This is a genomic window from Candidatus Culexarchaeum yellowstonense (genome assembly GCF_024707025.1).
GTDB lineage: Archaea > Thermoproteota > Methanomethylicia > Culexarchaeales > Culexarchaeaceae > Culexarchaeum.
On the sequence record NZ_JANGFQ010000029.1, the window covers coordinates 1 to 15089 of the forward strand.

At 38.3% G+C, this 15089-nt stretch carries 15 protein-coding genes; 5 read left to right on the forward strand and 10 right to left on the reverse strand.

The window, feature by feature from the left end; genetic code table 11:
- From MRT15_RS05480 to MRT15_RS05495, 4 genes are all read right to left on the reverse strand, one after another.
- The coding region (locus MRT15_RS05480) for an SMC family ATPase (RefSeq protein ID WP_304328662.1) at positions 1–512 on the reverse strand (512 nt) is incomplete at its 3' end.
- Positions 509–1657: an exonuclease SbcCD subunit D gene (locus MRT15_RS05485; RefSeq protein ID WP_304328689.1), complete on the reverse strand. Its 1149-nt coding sequence runs from the start codon at positions 1655–1657 to the stop codon at positions 509–511. The genes MRT15_RS05485 and MRT15_RS05480, both read right to left, overlap by 4 nt.
- Positions 1658–1678: 21 nt before the next feature.
- Positions 1679–3277, reverse strand: coding sequence for an ATP-binding protein (locus tag MRT15_RS05490; RefSeq protein ID WP_304328663.1), 1599 nt, complete (start codon positions 3275–3277; stop codon positions 1679–1681).
- Positions 3261–4547 carry a DNA double-strand break repair nuclease NurA gene (locus MRT15_RS05495; RefSeq protein WP_304328665.1) on the reverse strand — a complete coding sequence of 429 codons (1287 nt, stop codon included), beginning with the start codon at positions 4545–4547 and terminating at the stop codon, positions 3261–3263. Before MRT15_RS05495 ends, MRT15_RS05490 begins: the two co-directional genes overlap by 17 nt.
- 125 nt (positions 4548–4672) lie before the next feature.
- Here MRT15_RS05495 and MRT15_RS05500 point away from each other — a divergent pair, with 125 nt between their 5' ends.
- Positions 4673–6046 (forward strand): rhomboid family intramembrane serine protease, encoded by a 1374-nt coding sequence (locus MRT15_RS05500; protein ID WP_304328667.1) that lies wholly within the window; start codon positions 4673–4675, stop codon positions 6044–6046.
- Positions 6047–6055: 9 nt separating this feature from the next.
- Positions 6056–6754 carry an MBL fold metallo-hydrolase gene (locus MRT15_RS05505; RefSeq protein ID WP_304328668.1) on the forward strand — a complete coding sequence of 233 codons (699 nt, stop codon included), beginning with the start codon at positions 6056–6058 and terminating at the stop codon, positions 6752–6754.
- On the opposite strand, the gene MRT15_RS05510 is transcribed toward MRT15_RS05505, so the two are convergent.
- A complete protein-coding gene (locus MRT15_RS05510; RefSeq protein ID WP_304328671.1) occupies positions 6741–7580 on the reverse strand; it encodes an ECF transporter S component in 840 nt (279 codons plus the stop codon). The genes MRT15_RS05505 and MRT15_RS05510 overlap by 14 nt on opposite strands.
- Before the next feature lie 240 nt (positions 7581–7820).
- Between MRT15_RS05510 and MRT15_RS05515 the strand changes: the two genes are divergently transcribed.
- Positions 7821–7991, forward strand: a complete 171-nt coding sequence (locus MRT15_RS05515) for a helix-turn-helix transcriptional regulator (protein ID WP_304328673.1) — start codon at positions 7821–7823, stop codon at positions 7989–7991.
- Between the two features lie 47 nt (positions 7992–8038).
- On the opposite strand, the gene MRT15_RS05520 is transcribed toward MRT15_RS05515, so the two are convergent.
- From MRT15_RS05520 to MRT15_RS05530, 3 genes are read right to left on the reverse strand one after another with little or no spacing between them, the layout of a single operon-like run.
- On the reverse strand, positions 8039–8332 hold the full coding sequence (locus MRT15_RS05520) for a hypothetical protein (RefSeq protein WP_304328675.1): 294 nt from the start codon (positions 8330–8332) through the stop codon (positions 8039–8041).
- Positions 8322–8897: a hypothetical protein gene (locus MRT15_RS05525; RefSeq protein WP_304328677.1), complete on the reverse strand. Its 576-nt coding sequence runs from the start codon at positions 8895–8897 to the stop codon at positions 8322–8324. Before MRT15_RS05525 ends, MRT15_RS05520 begins: the two co-directional genes overlap by 11 nt.
- A 50-nt stretch (positions 8898–8947) precedes the next feature.
- Positions 8948–11410 carry a DEAD/DEAH box helicase gene (locus MRT15_RS05530; protein ID WP_304328679.1) on the reverse strand — a complete coding sequence of 821 codons (2463 nt, stop codon included), beginning with the start codon at positions 11408–11410 and terminating at the stop codon, positions 8948–8950.
- A 465-nt stretch (positions 11411–11875) separates the two neighbouring features.
- On the opposite strand from MRT15_RS05530, the gene MRT15_RS05535 reads away from it, so the two are divergent.
- Both MRT15_RS05535 and deoC read left to right on the forward strand, forming a co-directional pair.
- The gene (locus MRT15_RS05535; RefSeq protein WP_304328681.1) at positions 11876–13069 is read left to right on the forward strand and encodes a glycosyltransferase family 2 protein; all 1194 of its coding nucleotides are present in this window, start codon (positions 11876–11878) and stop codon (positions 13067–13069) included.
- A 25-nt stretch (positions 13070–13094) separates the two neighbouring features.
- Positions 13095–13853 carry a deoxyribose-phosphate aldolase gene (deoC, locus tag MRT15_RS05540; protein WP_304328683.1) on the forward strand — a complete coding sequence of 253 codons (759 nt, stop codon included), beginning with the start codon at positions 13095–13097 and terminating at the stop codon, positions 13851–13853.
- Here the strand turns inward: deoC and udp are convergent.
- Both udp and MRT15_RS05550 read right to left on the reverse strand, forming a co-directional pair.
- Positions 13801–14640 (reverse strand): uridine phosphorylase, encoded by an 840-nt coding sequence (udp, locus tag MRT15_RS05545; RefSeq protein ID WP_304328685.1) that lies wholly within the window; start codon positions 14638–14640, stop codon positions 13801–13803. The two genes, deoC and udp, sit on opposite strands and share 53 nt — an antisense overlap.
- A 54-nt stretch (positions 14641–14694) precedes the next feature.
- On the reverse strand, positions 14695–15089 hold a 395-nt coding region (locus tag MRT15_RS05550), incomplete at its 5' end, for an MFS transporter (RefSeq protein WP_304328687.1).

Consider the following 15089-nt stretch of genomic DNA (forward strand, 5'->3'; position numbering starts at 1 on the left):
TCATATGCCTTCTCATACCTATCCAATCCCAGTATTCTACCTATAACCTCCTTCCTCTTACTTGGCTCTTCCTCTATTAGATTTGTAATTTCACCTTGACGTATGAATACTGAGCTTAACAATGTATCCTTATCTATCCCAATTATCTTTAAGACTTCTTGAACTGTCTTTGTAGCTGAATCGGTTATTAGTCCAACGCCTTTACATTGAAGTCTAGCATTCACTTCACCACCCTTCTCCCTACGCCAATTCAAATTGTACTCCCTACCATCAGCTTCAAAGTTCAATTCTAATTCCATGGATTTAGCTCCAAATCTTATTAGATCGTCAACGCTGCTGGCTCTACTCCTAACACCCCTAAATCCAAGTAGTGAATGCATTATTGCATCCATTATGGCAGTCTTCCCAGAACCATTTGGGCCAACTAGAACTATTACCCCTAAGGGGAAGTTCATCTTCGTATTTTCATGTGATAGGAAGTTTTTGATGGTGATATCCTTTAAAATTATCATTTCGCATCAACTCCAAAGAACTTCTTCACCAGGTTTACAGCTTCATCTATTTCATCATTTACGAGGAGATCTTGAAGTTCCAAGGCTAAATTAATAAACTTCTCATCACTTAAACCATACTTTTTCAAAATTTCACCTATAAGCCCCCTCTGATCAACACCACCCTTAATTGCAGTTATTGATGGGAGTGAAGTTTCCTCCACGAAACTTATCCTAGACGTTAAAATTCTACCCTTAATCGCATCGTTAATCTTATTCATAATACTCTGCCTCTCAACATCTCTGCATTTAATGTTTAAGTGGATTATTGGAAGCTTCTTTGAAAGCTTTGATATGGAAGTCAAGTTTTCATTTAAAACTTTCAGTGCATTACTCAATTCACCCCTATCCATAACATTTAACTCTAGATCAATTTGTGGTCTAACATTTAAATCGACCTTCTGAACTTTCGGTTCATCACCATCCAAATCTACGAGGAAGAAGCCTTTACCATCCTTACGCCAAGAGGGGATATCACTCCTACTATTAATCTCAGTTGAACCTGCATAAGCCAATATTCCCTTGCCAAACTTCGTTAAAATCCTTGAGTGTATATGTCCAAGAGCATAGTATGAAGCTGTTCTAGGAAGCTCATCTTCCCTAACTTCATAAGCTCCTTCGAAGGGGAGATATCTATCTATAGCTTGATGCATAATGAATATGGACTTCCTATATCCACTGGATATCTTATCGAACTTCTTTATCTCCTCCCTCAAAAGTTCAATGCTCCTCCCCCTCAAATTGGATATACCGGCTATCAGTAAACCATTAAAATCCATGTGCTCAAGGCAACCTAAACCCAAAACCTTAACATTATCGAAGAGGCTGTGTGGATAAAGCCCACGCCTCCTAGGCATATCATGATCTCCGAGAACAGATATGAATTTAGCCTTATCTGAAATCCTCTTCAAAGCATCCCTAAATGTTTTGAGGGCTTTTATTGGTGGTAGTGGGGAATCGAATAAGTCTCCTGAATGAATAACTATGTCAACATCCTCCTTGAGAATTGCATCAATAGCTTCATTAAATACCTCATAGAAGTCAGATTCCCTCTCATCAAGATTATACTGCCTATACCCCAAATGGGTATCAGAAATGTGCGCTATCCTAAAGGTTTATCACCAAAATTATCCTTCAATTAATTCCTTAATATGTTTACGCTCCTCATCCACCCTTTCCAGTAACCTCTTCTCACTCTCCTCAGCCTCCCTTGAAGCTTCAGCAAGTTTTGAGATAACATCTATATCTGCACCACCCTCCATAGTCTCCCTAGGCCTAATCCTCACCATAACTGGAGCCTTAACAACTTCCCCAACTATCACCGCTTCACCAACATTTAATCCTGGGAGATCCCTAAGCAAATCTTCACTCATCCTCTCAGAGCTAACTCTAACAGCCTCCTGATCCCCAGGATTCGTTATCCTCAAGATCATTTGACTATTACATTGACTTAAAACATCTGGATCTATCTTTGAAGGCCTCTGACTTATTATTATGAGGAACAAGCCGAACTTCCTACCTTCAGCAGCTATACGCTTAATTATACTCTTCGAAAGGGTGGACTCCTTATTTGGAACAAATCTATGAGCCTCCTCAATAACTATGAAAACTGGATATGGATACTTCTGCAACTTAACGGCATTGAAGGTGTCATTTAGAATTCTATATGCAATGTAATCTGAAACCTCATCATCTAAACCAGATAAATCAATTATTGAAATATGCTTTGGCTTAAGAATGTTTAGTATATTTGTAGTTACATCGCCAAAAACCCTAATCCTCTGAAGCTTCCTAACATATTTCAACGCCCTCAAGTAATTTCTATCATCACTATTAGATTCTAGGATTTCAATTAAATCCTCCAATCCATATGAATCCCCCTTCAATTCTCTAACCTTCTTAAGAGCATCTCCAATGGCAGATATTATGTTTGTCCATTTATCTTCAATACCGCAAATTGTTTGTATCTCATCTAAACTAAGATCTGAAAACTTAACTTCATATGTGGAGATATAGCCTATATCAGTAGCATTATACCTCCCACTACTCTCAAGAGTTCTAAATACAGTAACCCTCTTAGAATAGAAGCCTCCACTCCTACTACGTGATAGGAAGACGTGGTCTGCATGTGGATCTAGAACTATTGCAGTAGCCCCCTTCTTCAACAATTCCTCCAATAAGACTCCTGCAGCATAACTCTTCCCAGCACCAGTTTGAGCCAATATTGCCAGATGCCTCCTAAACCCCCTAATGGATATGCTTACTGGAACATCAACCCTATTTATCAGTGAACCAATATGTAGGCTTTCCGAATCTGGGTATGAATAGAATTCCTTTAGTATGCTTGATGGTGCTCTATAAACTTCATTTCCAGGGTGAACAGCCCTCCTAGGCTGTAAAACTTCACCATTATAATTGAACCCTAAAACCCTAGCTTTAGCAATTATCCTCCTATCCACAAGTCCAGCTTTAACAATCCTCTCAACAGCTTCATGCCTAGGTTTGGAAGAGAGATCTAAGGCTAAACTTGAAGATAACACCTCACATATTTGAGCTACAACCATAACTTCAACATCATTGCCATCAACATTCTCCAAAGATCTCACAACAACATACTCCCACCTCGGGGGATACTTACCCTCATCAACTATGAAGTAGAAGTATGTGGGGCTAGCTTCACCCACAACATATCCAAGTTTATCTAAACCTTCATGGATACCTGACACGCCTATACCCCCTCGAAGTCACCTTAGCATTAACAATTTCCTCAAATTTAGATAGATACATATCCTCAAAAACCCTCCTACCAAGCCTAACCATCCTATCAACACTTGTAAGCCAAACATTATAATTATCTAAACCACAATAACCAGCAGATAAAATTTTGAGTATGGGGCTAACATCAACGTCAACAGCTTCAGGCCACCTAAAATCAATGAATTTCTCATCAACATCGAAAACCCATGCGGGGACATCAACCCTCATTGGAGTATCCCCAATAGATGGGAGGACGTGGAAGGATATTATGGCTGGAAGATCGTGAAGCTTAGAAACAACCCCAGAAGCCCAATTAACAAAATCCTCTGAAATTGAGGAGTAGGGGAAAGCAGACTTCAAGAATTCAATTGGACTCAACTCAGCACGCTTAAATGCCCTAATAGTCCTTGGAGGGGGATTGAGTAGTAGCGGATACGTGTAGCCAGTGGACTTGGCATATCTAAGTATGAGTTGGAAATCCGGTTTCCTATGGATCAATTCCATAAAAATCCTCTTCAAATCCTCTGGAAGCCCACTTAAAAGGTTTGCAGCATTCTTCCTATCATCAAAAACTTTGAAAGTGTAATTCTTAATTGAAAGGGCATCAAAACCAAGCTTAACACCAACATCCACAGCCAACAATCCCAATAGGAAGTCTCTAAAGAAGTGGGATGCACTACCCTTACTAACACCAATCAATGGAACTTTGAACCTCCTACATAAATCCATAAGCTTAATTAGGTCATCAAAATATCTGATCATGAAATCCTTGTTACTGGTTAAATTGAATTCCAATGGTACATGTGAAAGCCTACCATATATTGACCCATCAAGGAGAATAACACCCCTAAAACCAGAATTCAAAGCATCCATGATCGTTAGATGCTCCAACCACTCCATAACCCTACCAACAAAATCACTACCATCACCAGTAAAACAGAAATCAAATCCACAATCAACCCTACGATAAGTATCCCCAGATCCAGTTAAACCCAAAGCCCTAGCCACATAGAAAAGCCCTCCATTCTCAGTACTCAAATGCCTAGAACTACTATCCACAGCCAAAACATTGAAATCCACACTTGAATCCTTTGGGAAATTGAATTCAACCCAATATCTACCAAAATAGTTGCCTAAAGCTTCACTTAAACCACGATCTCCATGAAGATTATAGAGACTTTTAAGATAGTTAGCCTTCAAACATAAATCTTTAATATATATGTCTAGGAACTCAGGCAAACCTTCACACCACTAAAATATATCCAATACACACTGAATAAAATACCTTAATAAACCATACCCTATACGAAAAGTATATGTTTAAATCTGGTGTAGACATATTGAATAAAACGTTGTGATGGATAATGATTGAGCATGAGAGAAGCACGAGAATTCTAACTGCCATAATACTTATAAACATAATAGTATACCTAATAACCTCATATGAAAACTTCTTCATGGAGACAAGCAGTTACTGGGTTAACATGTTTGGATTTATACCATCACTTATAGGGGATACGCAAAACATGTATAGAATTTTCACATCAATGTTCATACATGCAGACATATTCCACATATTCTTCAACATGTACTACCTATACTTATTCGGTAAACCGATAACTAGGGTTATTGGTGGGAAGAAGCTACTTGCACTATATATATTCTCAGGAGTGGCAGCCTCAATATTTCATACAGCATTCAGTTATGTGGGTGGATTGATATCATACATAATACCAGCAGTTGGAGCTTCAGGAGCTATAAGTGGAGTTCTCGGAGCATACTTGATAATGTATCCAGGAACATATTTAACCATGTATTCGCCATACATATTCTTCCCATTCCCATTGAGATTCAGAGTTAGAGCAGAATACTACCTGATATTCTGGTTTGCAACGCAAGTATTATATGGATATGCAAAGATTGCTGGAACTGTGGCAGTATTTGCACATGCAGGTGGATTCCTAGCTGGAATAGCCATACTACCAATAATACTATCAAATGTTATTGGAAGGGAGGAGTATGGGTATAGATTTGACTATACATATACAATGCCACCACCCATTGAATTAAGAGTGGGAAGGGGGATTGGAACCACATCAAAAATAATTCTAACAATTCTGATAGCAATCCTACTTGCTGGAAACATATATGCAATGGCAAACCCTATAACTGGAGATATAAAGGCTATGATGATACAATACAGTATAGATGGAGATCAATACATAGATTACACTGCAGTTCAACTACCAAGAATAGAATCATACATTAGGGAAGTCAGCACAGATGAGACAAGGATACTTCTAAGCAGACTCACAAGCATGAACATACTATATGACCCATCAAAGAAGGGGGCTGAAATAAACATGAATAACATAGACTTAAATGTTCCAGTAAAGATATCGCTGGGAGCAGCGTCAAGGACATATACTGTGAAAGTACACGTGGAGAAATTATATGCATTATACGATTACGATGGATTCATAAAGCATTGTGAAGGGACACTATCAACACAAATAATAGTAATACAAGGTTTTTTAATATACGTTACAAGTGACATGATAAACTACGATTTCAAAATAACATCACAAACAATAAACCTTGGAAACATAGATGAATACATGCAAATACCAGCATTCATAATATCCATAGCAGCATTAATTGTTATATTAAGGAAGAGCCAAGAGCTATCACTAATCGTGGAGCAACCCAGAGAGCCAAGACTGCCAATACCAATATGAATTGTGATTATGGAAAAGTTTTCAAATAGAAGTTCATATAAGGATTTACGATCACAAATGATAATAACGAGACACATAGAATTAATTGATGGATCATTTTGCAACGTATATATCGTAAAAGATATCGATGGATACGTACTCATAGATGCTGGAAGTTCAGACAATACAATGAAAGTACTGGACTACATTAGAGGAAGAGGGCTAGGGGAGAAGAATTGCAAAGGAATAATAGTTACACATCACCATCGCGACCACATAGGATGCCTAGCGGAATTAAAGGAAACACTTAAAACAAAGGTTATAGCCCACAAACTGGAAACACAATACATAGATGGTAGAGTGAAAAGCCAGAGAACTGCAGGAGTTAAATATGTAAATGTAGACGTTGAAGTTGATGATGGAGACATCGTATATGGAATGAGAGTCATACATACTCCAGGGCATACCCCTGGAAGCATATGCCTACACCACCAAGAGGATAAAGCTTTATTCGTGGGGGATTTAATAGTGAATGAAAATAACGTTTTAATGGAGATACCAGCACATTACTCCATGAATCCAGATCAAAATAGAGAATCAATAGAAAGGATATATAGGGAATTGGATTTTGAAATTGCATTACCAAGCCATGGACAACCAATAATATCAAAAGCTAGGGAAAGGATTGGGGAATTAATCAAAACGTTTAAGCAAACTACCTCCTACTAACAACATTCAAACTCAACACACCCAAACCAAGCAATGAAAGAACAATTCCACATAGGTATAGGAGGAGCTGGAATAAATCCATAACCAGTGGTGGGAAGTAGCCTCTAAAAGTTGTGGATAGATAGATGCCCAGTGGGGAGAAGGATATTAGTATGCCAATGAACAATGCAAATATCCCAGAGGAAATTAATGCTATACCAAAACTCCTCCTTGGAAGAGCACTTTTAAGGGAAGCCTCCCTAACATCCATGGGAACTATACTTGGGAATGCTGTGGAAATTATTCGTATCAATGGAGGTGTAATGAGTAGAACGAATGGTAGCATGGTTATATACCAGAAGAGGGTTAACCCAAGTGATAAGATTGTTAGAGATTCAAATGGCATTATAAGGGCTTGAGCGAAAAGAAACTTATATACGAATATGTATAGGAAAGCTGTAATTATGTTTCCAATAATTAAGGCGACGTTTGAAGCCAGAATAAACTTCTCCCAACTAAACCTTCTATGGGTAATATAGCCGAAAATTGAGAAACCTATAAAATTCCCGGGGACAGCTGCGATAAGACTACCCATATAAAGCGTGCCATGCTTAACGGAATCACATATAAGAGTACCTATAGCTGCACCTACACCTGCAACCCAAGGGCCGAAGAGAGTTGCAAACAATGCAGGTATTACAACTGCTGGGCGGAACTGCCCCATCCCCCATGGAGATTGAATATAAGCTGTGAAATAAGAGCCTATAGCGTAAAGTGCAGCACAAAGCGATGTTAAAACAATCTTCAATGAATATGGAATTCTTTGAGAAGCATCAATTGCAGACATAACCAACACCCAGCCCCCAGTCAATCCAATTTAAAGAAGATGTCTATTTAAAAATTTCTCGATAAATATACGTAAACTTACATCAACAATCATGATATATTATTTGTGGGTATTAAGTGACTTTAAAAAAATGAAAAAATGTAACTTAACTAATTTAAGATTTTATAATAAAGTATGTTTATTAAAAGTTAAAATTTATATATCACATCATACACTAATCAAATATTGAGGGTGAACAAAATGTCTGTAAAAGCAAAAATATTGGAAAGCTTAAAGACAGGTCCTAAGACTGTGGAGGAACTAGTGGCAGCTACAGGTGCAAAGCCCGGAATAGTTAAGGGGCAATTAACGAGACTAGTTAAAGCAGGAGTTGTTGAAAAGACTCCAGAGGGAAAGTTTAAGGCAAAGTAAATAATTAAAAATTTTAATTTTTTAATTTTTTATTTTGCTTCAAACATTCAGCGTTTTACACTACAATCATAGACGTATATTAATATGTCATTGCCACAATTGATCACATTATGTTTGCAAGAGTTTATTTGTACAATTTCGCCTTCGCTGAACATCTTCTCAACATTGCCAATTATTGCTTTACCATTACCCCTCAAAATATATAATTTCTCCTCAAAAGCTCCCTCACCATGAAAACCAACATCTTCACCAGGTTTAAGTAAGACAATGCCAATCCTCCTATCATTGGAATTCAATAGCACTATGGATTTACTATTGGAAAATAGTTTTTCAACCCCCATGAGGTCTCACTCCAGCCTTTTCAATAGCCTTCAAAACTAGGAAGACGGCTGGACCAGATATTATGCCGCCGATGGTGTGCATGCCAGTCCAGTATGATGTGAAGATCCATCCACCCATCTGAATAACCAATGGATTCCTAACACCTAAAGCTGGTTGAAGGAATGCCATTATCAATCCAATAATGAACCCTGAAAAAGCCGTGAAAACTATTGATAATCCCTCAACAATTATGAAGGCACGTTTAAATCCACTCAGCCCCTTAAACTTCAATACTAAGCTGAGTAGAAAGTCTATCAATAGTGCTCCTAGGACGAAGCCTAGAAAGTATATTCCGGATGCAAAGCCCCGTTGAAACAGTGTTACTATTAGAACTATTATGGCTGAGAGGGTTGCAATCCCAAATTCCATGGATGCATATGAAGTTGTGAAGACCATGATTGCATGTATAAAGTCGCATGCAAATGGCATGTTTGTCAATGAGAATATTATTGGAGCAACACTAACATTCAATGCAACCCAAAGGGCAGACATCACTGCACAGATGGCAATGGACTTAGCCTTCAAATAAATTCACCAGAATAATGTGTCACAAAGATATATAAAAGTGTTACTATTCACATTATAGGTTTAAATGCAACATAATCCTCCTCACGAACCCTAGTCTTAGCGCCGCTTAAAATTAGTTTAAAGACTTCAATGGCGCCAACCCTATTTAAAGGCTTATTATTATTTCCACACCTATATGAATATGTGCAGTTTGGGCATCCATCAACACTATTACAATCACAACTTCTAAGGATCTCATAGGATTTGGAGAAGGCTTCTGCAAGGTTCTTGAAGAGTAGTAGTGATGCACCAGAACCCCCTAAAACACCATCATAAACGAATATTACGCCGGAGGAGCCCATGGATATCCCGCCAATCTCCCCAGAACCACTACCAGTAAACATGTCACTACTCTCAATCAAAACATGCTCCACTGCATGGAATGATCCAGCTAAAAATTCTAGGTAATCTTTGTATGAATTTGAGTGGGTTGTGGGTTCAGGTGCTTTGAATACGAAGCCGTAAGTCTCATATGAGTATTCCAATGGCTCAACCAAACTATTTTCACTAATGATTTCACCGCTAAAAATGTCTCTCAAATAGTATCCTTCAACAATTTCCCTAATCCTAAGTCTACAATATAATGCTTCAATACCATAAGCTCCGCCCCCCTCAACAACCTCAATAATTTCCGGGTATGCAGTTCGCTTAGCATCAGTTCTATATTGGAAGTCATCTGGGAGGCGTTCAACTTCCACATACCCATAATTACCACTAATCTTGAAATTCTTAGATCTAAACTTCAAACCAGCATGTAGGTAGACGGCTCCAGGGAATAATTCACTTAAAGCTATTGGAAGCTCCCTCTCACCAATAATTTTACCATTAAAGTATATTTCCACCCTACCACCAGCACCCCTAATATTATACTTCCTCAGAATCCTCCTACCCTCCATGGTTGCATGGTAACGTTTACCCCTAACACTTAGAAACCCTTCATCTGTAAGGGATTTCAAAACATCAGCCCAACCTTTAAACTCATCGGAGGATAATGGTTTATCCATACATGCAGCTATGAGTTGATTTCTTGCAACCATCAAGTTTCTAGGTTCAACATATATTGGCTCAAGATATGTAAAGTACTTCTCAGGATTCCTCTTATAGTAAGCGCTTATGGGATCTCCACCTCTAAGCATGAGTATTGCAATAGCCTCCTGCCCCCTCCTACCAGCCCTACCAATCCTATGCATAAATCTAGCTAAACCAATTGGGGAGGTTATGACGCAATCAACATCGCCAACATCTATTCCAAGCTCCAATGTTGGTGTTGCTGAAACAACCATTATCCTCCCACTCCTAAAATCCTCCTCAACCTTAACCCTATAACTCTTCGGTAAACCAGCCCTATGAACATAAGATTTAACATTCCTATCATCAAGAACCTGTTTAACAACCTCAGCCTCCACATGGCTATTGGAGAAGACAATGGTTTTATAACCATACTTCACAAGCTTTGAAACAACATCCCCAATTGCAGAGTAGAATGATCTAATTGATGGATACAACATTATGAAGTGGAATCCACCCCTCCTACCAGAACCCTCAACAACCCCAACACGCCTATCGAAAAGCATACTGGCAAACTCCCCAGGATTGGATATTGTTGCAGAGCAACCTATCATCTGCGTATAGCCGCAAACCCTCTGAAGCCTCTTCAAAATCCAATGAACATTAGCTCCAAAAGCACCAACATAACTATGAAGTTCATCAACAACAATATACCTAACACTCTTAAAATGATTTGATAATGGAGTTCTATGGGAAAGGTGATGATGGATTATATCGAAATTGGTCATCAATATGTCTGGAGGGTTATTGTATATTTCCTCCCTCTCAGAGGTTGATGTATCACCATCAAATATCCTAACAGTAACACCCAATGGAGTTGCCAATCTCCTAATTTTGAGAAGTTGATCCCTACTCAAACTCTTAGTTGGATATATGAATAGAGCTCTAAGAACCCTCAAGCCTTCAGGGACTAGTGGATAGAATCGCCTATCCCTACTAGATGCAATTAAATGTATTATTGGAATTGCGAAACACTCAGTTTTACCAGAACCCGTAGGTGCAACTATAACTATATCTTCACCATTCAATATTCGTTTAATAGCCTCTTCCTGAAACCTATACAACCTATTAATACCATAACTCTTCAAAGCATTCTTCAACCCATCATTAACATTCAATTCATCAACACTACAACCATACTCAACCTTTGGGGGTTCAATAAACCTATATAGAGCAACATAATCGCTAAGGGAGAAGAGGATATCCCTAACAACCTCAGGAAGAGACTCAACACTTAAACCACATTTAGAAATCATACCCCTAATCTCATTCGGATCTCTAAGCAAACCTAGAGAGATTAGCTCGGGGATTAAACCCTTAAAATCAGAGATTTTCCCAGCCCTATAATTATCTAGGAAAGTGTAGTATGCGAGAATCTTATCCCTAAATCCCGCATCAACCAAACTGGATAAACCGCAGGAAACGCATGAAATAAAGTATTTTGTGGAAGATTCAATATTGTGAAATCTAAGTTTACCATTACAACGTGGACAAGTAAATGACATCCAAGAAGAAAGATTAATCTAGACAAACATATTAACGTTTACCCATTCATGAAGATTCAAAACACAACATCCTCTCCAAACCCCCTCCACCACTTATCCCTCAAACCCTCTAAAATATCATCCCAATCAATCATAACACTCAAACAACAATATAATACGACAATTATAAATTAATGCATCCATTTGATATGTAGGCTTCCAAATATATGGGTAAAGCTAATATATAATTTTATTTAAATAAATTGAGCGCCAATCATAATTTAACCTAAAATATTCCCATAAAAATTATGGATAAACTTTATGGAATAGGTTAAATATATTCCAAGATAAGCTCAGATTAGAAAGCTGATAAAGTGAATATTCATGCTCACATTAATCCTAATAACACTCTTAGCCATCCCCTTCTCCCTACACACACTGGGAACCATAAGCTTAATATTGAAGCTTAAGGATAAAGTTTGGCTTAAACCAAAACCAAAATTCAATTCAAGAATAGCAATACTAATACCATTGTATAGAGAGCGGGGGGAAAGTATAGAGAAAACCTTCAGAAGCATTACCAACCAAGTTTATGATAGGGGGAAGATGAGGGTTCTCATCATAGTGGAGAAGGGGGATGATGAAACCATGAAAAGCGTTATGGATAAATGTAGAATTCTAGATGAAAACAACATTAAGTATGAGATAATAGTGCACCCAGAATCAAGGAGCTCCAAAGCCAAAAGCCTAAATTATGCATTGAAATTCGTCAATGAACCATTCATAGTGGTTTACGATGCAGACGATGACATACTAGACCCATACCAGATAGCAAGGGGGGTTTCCCTAATGAATGACGAGAAATATGATTCGGTGGGAGTGAAGGTTTTGAGGAGTGGAAATAAGCTACCACAATTATTCTCATATGTGGAGACATGCCTATGGGTTAACATAGCTCTACCAGCATTAAAATACATAACAAGTTACCCACATTATAGTGGTGAAGGACTATTCGTATCAACAGAAGCAATTAGAGGAATCGGGGGATTCCCAGAAACTTTAACTGAAGACTCAATGCTAACAGTGGAATTCGCAAAGAGGGGGTTAAGGATGGCTTTAATGGACAGCATAATAATTGAGAGGGGACCATACACTGTGAAATCATTAATAAAGCAGAGGATGAGGTGGAATAGGGGGTTAATACAATGCTTCACAAGACTAGTTAAAGAGGATGTGCCATTGAAAGTTAAGATTGTCAATGGATTATACTACTTATCACCAATCTCATACCTAATAATATCCATATCAACAATATACACGCTACTAATAGCCCCCATCTCAAAGATTATTGGATTAGACCCAGACCCCATACCACTCTACATATGCATATACCTAATAGTATCTGTGCTAATATCACCACTCTTCCTAATAATCACTGGGGAAAAGATAGAGGATAAACGCGCCTTCATAATACCATTCCCAATGTGGATTATAATAGGCTTAACAACACTATACTCACTAATAAAACCAAAAGTTGAATGGTATAGGACTGAGAGGCACCCAACAAAACAGCTTTAAGCTAGATTAAAGAGATATTTAATCAATGAGGATCATAAGAGATTACATAAGCAAAATGAGCATTGAAGAATTATCCAAACACATAGATAACACCATGCTAAAACCGGAAGTGGGAGTAAAGGGGGTTATGGAATTCATTGAGAAAAGTTTAAACTACAATTTCGCATGCCTAGTAATACCACCATGCTACATAAGTGAAGTTAAGGAGAGGGTTTGTGGAAAAATGAAATTGGCAACAGTAATATCATTCCCACTTGGATACCAAAACATTGAAGTAAAGAAGGTTGAAGTGGAAAGGGCATTGGCTGATGGTGCAAATGAAATAGATTACGTGATAAATATATCATACGTTAAAAGTGGGAGATATGATAAGGTGAAAAGTGAAGCTGAAATACTATCAAAGATAGTTAAGAGGGGTGGAGGGGTTATCAAGGCAATAATAGAAACACCATACCTAACCAATGAAGAAATAGCATTAACATCAAAAACACTAAATGAAACTGAAGTGGATTACATAAAGACATGCACTGGATTCGGACCTAGAGGAGTAGTTCCAAGCGACATAATGATAATAAAGGAGAACTCCAATAAGAAGATTAAAGCATCAGGTGGAATTAGAACGTTAATAGACGCAATCCACTATATTATGCTTGGAGCAGATAGGATAGGGACAAGTTCAGGGATAGAAATAGTTAAAGAATTTATGAAAATTAAGGGTTTAACAAATGAAACTACTTCGACAACAAGCTCGGATAGAAGTACCGTTTACCACTATAATCCTTGAGGGAATCCCAATCACTCAATATTTTTACAGCTTCATTGGCAACTTTAATGCAATCCTCAACCCCAGCATCCTCCACAAATTCATTGGTAACCCTATTGGCCAAAACAGCACAGATAGCGCCAGCCCTAACACCATAAATGCTTGATAAAGTGAATATTGTGGAAGCCTCCATCTCAAAATTCAAAACACCACAAGCCTGCAAATCAGAAATTATATTCCTAGAGAAGCTTGGAAGATAATCATTAAATCCAGGTCTAGCTTGACCAACATAGAAGCTATCAGTGCTGGCAGTTAAACCAACATGATACCTAACCCCAAGAGACTCAGCAGCCTCAATCAATGCTAAAACAACCTCATAACTTGCAATTGCAGGATACTCAACCATAACATACTGCCTACTAGTACCCTCAAGCCTAACAGCACCAGAACTAATAACCAAATCCCCAACCCTAACCTCTGAACGTATGGAACCAGTAGTTCCAACCCTAATGAAAGTTTTAGCTCCAATCCTCAAAAGCTCCTCCAAAGCTATTGCCGTAGATGGGCAACCTATACCAGTGGAAGTTGCAGATATGGGTTTACCCTTATAAGTTCCAGTATAAGTTACATAGCATCTATTCCTAGCAACCTCCCTAGCTTCATCCCAATACTTAGCTATCCTAGGAACCCTATCAGGATCCCCAGGGAGCAATACATATTTAGCCACATCACCAGGCTTACACTTAATGTGATACTGAACCCCCTCAACGGTATGTGGATGTTCAGCTGAAACAATTCTGCTAGTCATAGAAGACCACAATAACAAGTTGAAAACATAATAATATATATTAATGTATTATTACTACTTAGCTAACTCCTCCAGTGTCCTCCCCTTAGTTTCAAATCCAAGGATTAATGTGGCCAATGCGCCAAGGAAATGTATTGATGCAAAAACTGTGAATGCAGCATTTAAACCCCAATACGTGTATATGAGTGGAGTGGCTGTGGGGGCTATTATCCCGGCAATCCTACCAATACTTGCAGCTGCACCGGAACCAGTCCCCCTAATCTCAGTTGGATATAGTTCAGGTGTGTATGCGTATAGTGCAGACCATGCCCCCAAATTGAAGAATGATATTATGATGCTACATATTAGGATTGATGTTGGATCCCTAGATATGCTTAGCATGAAACTTCCAAATCCAGCTGCGAGGAGGTAGAGAACTTCTATGGGCTTCCTACCCACATGATCAAGCA

Bases quoted from the DNA above. Each gene is read 5' to 3' on its own strand.
- MRT15_RS05535 (WP_304328681.1), top strand. From the start codon at position 11,876: ATGCTCACATTAATCCTAATAACACTCTTAGCCATCCCCTTCTCCCTA.
- MRT15_RS05500 (WP_304328667.1), top strand. From the start codon at position 4,673: ATGATTGAGCATGAGAGAAGCACGAGAATTCTAACTGCCATAATACTT.
- deoC (WP_304328683.1), top strand. From the start codon at position 13,095: ATGAGGATCATAAGAGATTACATAAGCAAAATGAGCATTGAAGAATTA.
- udp (WP_304328685.1), bottom strand. From the start codon at position 14,640: ATGACTAGCAGAATTGTTTCAGCTGAACATCCACATACCGTTGAGGGG.
- MRT15_RS05510 (WP_304328671.1), bottom strand. From the start codon at position 7,580: ATGTCTGCAATTGATGCTTCTCAAAGAATTCCATATTCATTGAAGATT.
- MRT15_RS05520 (WP_304328675.1), bottom strand. From the start codon at position 8,332: ATGGGGGTTGAAAAACTATTTTCCAATAGTAAATCCATAGTGCTATTG.
- MRT15_RS05505 (WP_304328668.1), top strand. From the start codon at position 6,056: ATGGAAAAGTTTTCAAATAGAAGTTCATATAAGGATTTACGATCACAA.
- MRT15_RS05515 (WP_304328673.1), top strand. From the start codon at position 7,821: ATGTCTGTAAAAGCAAAAATATTGGAAAGCTTAAAGACAGGTCCTAAG.